The sequence below is a fragment of the Allobosea sp. 05T433 genome (assembly GCF_056396065.1).
Genome location: NZ_JBFTKS010000084.1, coordinates 1 through 3,052 on the forward strand (window position 1 = coordinate 1; position 3,052 = coordinate 3,052).

Below are 3,052 nucleotides of genomic sequence, written 5' to 3' on the forward strand. Positions count from 1 at the left end.
ACCTCGACCGGCATTCCGGGCTGGAGCTTGCGGTCGCCGAGGGCGGCGACGAGATCGCCGTCGATCTGGATCTCGCCGGTGTAGAAATTGGCGCCGGTGGTGGGGTCGCGGGTGGTCGCCGGGGAGAGATGGCTGACGGTGCCCGGCAGCTCCGGGGTCGCGTTCTTGGCGAAGGCGGAGAAGCGCAGGCGGGCGGGCTGGCCCGGCCTGACCTGGTCGATATCCGTCGGCGCGATCCTGACCTCGACGGTGAGCTTGGCCTCGCCCGGCACGATGGTGGCGAGGCGCGCGKCCGGGGTGATGACACCGCCGACGGTGAAGACGGTCAACTCGTTGACGAGCCCGGCGATCGGGGCGCGGATTTCGGAGCGCGAGAGCCGGTCCTCACTGGCGAGCCGTCGGTCGCTGAGCTCGGAGACCTTGGCCTCGACCTGGCGCAGCTCGCGCTGGGCCTCGGTGCGGGCGGTCTCGTCGACGGCGATGATCTGGAGGCGGGCCTCGCTGACGCGCAGCCGGGCGCGGGCGATCGAGGCTTCGATCTCGCCGCGCTCGCCGAGCAGGCGGGCCCATTCGCGGTTGATGTTGTAGACCTTCGTGCCGTCGATGAAGCCCTTCTCGAACAGGCCGAGATATTTGTTCCGCTCGAGTTCGACCAGGCGCAGCTCCTCGACCTTGGCGACCTTGCGCGCCTCGAGGCCTTTGATCTCCTCGCCGGACTGGACGACGCTGATCTCGAGCTGTTCCTTGCGGCTTTCGCGGTTGGTGCGGTTGCCGTCGAACAACCGGGTCTCGCCCTGGATGATCTGATCCGCCTCGTCGAAGACCTTGGCGAGCTCGGCCGGGAAGGTGATCGCGGCGAGGTTGTCACGCTCGGCGATCAGGCGGGCCTTGCGGCCGAGATTTTCGCCGAGCTGCGAGCGGATGATCGAGAGCTCGGCCTTGGTCTGGACATCGTCGAGCCAGAACAGGGTCTGGCCAGCCTCGACCCGGTCGCCCTGGCGCACCCCGATCGCCTGGACGATGCCGCCGTCGCGGTGCTGCACCTCCTTGAGGTTCTGGTCGACCTTGACCGAGCCCTGGGCGATCACGGCGCCGTTGAGATGGGCGCTGGCGGCCCAGCCGCCGCAGCCGACGACCAAGAGCAGGGCGAGCGCCGTACCGGCGAGCATATGCCGGCCGAGCCCGAAGTTCGGCTCGCGCCCTTCCCTGGCGTCCCCACCGGACTGCGATGCGACACTGCTCTTGATCATGCTCATCTCTCCCGTCAGACGGCCCGGAATGCGAGGCGCTGCGGCCCCGCCCCCTCGCCGGGATCAGTAGTAATAAAGCCTGTGACTGCCCTGGATCTCGATCGAGTAGTCCTTCTCGTCATTCTGCTCGAGATAGACATCGACATAGGTGCGGTCGTCGTCACCGATCTTCTCGATGCGGAAGCGGAATGGCCGACCGGAATCGTCGCCCTCGTCGCCATAGGTGCGATCGAAGGCATCGTCGTCGGAACCGCTTCCGCCGTCGTCATCATCGTCATCATCATCGTGCTTGCGGATCTGGTACTGCTTGATGCGGATGCGGTCGCCGGCCTCGAGGTCGAGGATCTGGTGGATCAGGTCGCGATCGTCCTCATCATAGGGCACGTCGAAGGAGAAGGTGTCGTCGCCCGCCCCGCCGGTCAGCGTCACCACATCAGTGCCGATGGTGAAGTGGTCATTGCCGCTGCCGCCGATCACCGCCTCGATGCTGGAGAACCCGTCCTCGCCGATCTCGACGCTGACCGCCTTGCCCTCGACCAGGTTGATGTCGATGCTCTGCGTTGCCCGGGAGTAATCCAGCGTGTCGCAACCGCTGCCGCCATCATAGCAATCGGCCGCAGCATCGAGCGTACCGATGATCACGTCGTCGCCAGACCCGGCCTCAACCCGGTCCCTGCCCCCACCGCCATCGAGCGTATCGGCACCGCTACCTCCCTCGATCCGGTCGTTGCCGGCACCGCCCTGGATCACGTCATTGCCGGTCCCACCGAACAGGCAGTCATTGCCGGTGCCGCCATCAATGACGTCATTGCCATCATTGCCCTCGATCCGGTCGTCGCCCGCTCCGCCGAAGAGCCGGTCATGGCCGGCATCGCCCTCAACCCTGTCGTCTCCGTCTCCGCCGAAGACGATGTCGTCGCCGTCGCCGCCCTCCACCTCGTCATCGCCGTCACCGGCGTCGAGCAAGTCATTGCCGCTGCCACCAAAGAGCCTGTCCTTGCCGCAGCCGCCGGCGAGGTGATCGTCGCCCTCCCCGCCATCGAGTACATCGTCGCCGTCATCGCCGGAGAGCGTATCGTTGCCGGATTCGCCGAAGAGCCGGTCGTTGCCGCCGCCGCCCGCCGCGACGTCGTCCCCCCCACCGAGACGGGCCGTGTCCTGGCCGCAGCCGAACTCGACGATGTCGACGTGGGCGCCACCGATGACGACATTGTTGCCATTGCCGGTGCGGACGGTGTTGTTGCCGTCGCCGGTCAAGACAACGTTGTTGCCCTCACCGGCATCGATCCAGTCGTCCCCCTCACCGCCGTCGATGAAATCGTCACCATCGCCGCCATAGAGCCGATCATTGCCCTTACCGCCGATGATGATGTCGTTGCCGTTGCCGCCGAAGATGATGTCGTCGCCATCCTCGCCGAAGAGCTGGTCGTCGCCGTCATCGCCATAGATCGTGTCGTTGCCCTCGCCGCCATAGACGATGTCGTTGCCGCGGCCGGCATAGATCAGGTCATGGCCGGCGCCGCCGCGGATGAAGTCGTTGCCGGCGCCGCCATGCAGGATGTCGGAGCCGCCGCGGCCATCGATCACGTCATTGCCGTCGCGCCCGTCGATCAGGTCGGCGCATTCCGTCCCGGTCAGGCTGTCATCGCCGGCCGTGCCGTTGATCTCGGTGAACTCGACGACCCTGAAGAGCGCGGTCTGGGCGACCGCGACGGTCTCGTCGCTGACCTCGTAGCTCAGCGTCACMGGGCCAAAATAGCCGGGCGCCGGGGTGAACTCCCAGCCACCCTCGACCGCGGTCA

The 3,052-nt window shown here is 66.8% G+C and carries 2 protein-coding genes; both read right to left on the reverse strand.

Annotation, left to right across the window (positions count from 1 at the left end):
- Positions 1 to 1,250, reverse strand: a 1,250-nt coding sequence (locus AC1DGP_RS34980; protein ID WP_476833265.1) for an HlyD family type I secretion periplasmic adaptor subunit, incomplete at its 3' end; no start/stop codon positions are given.
- A gap of 63 nt (positions 1,251 to 1,313) precedes the next feature.
- On the reverse strand, positions 1,314 to 3,052 hold a 1,739-nt coding region (locus tag AC1DGP_RS34985; protein ID WP_476833266.1), incomplete at its 5' end, for a calcium-binding protein.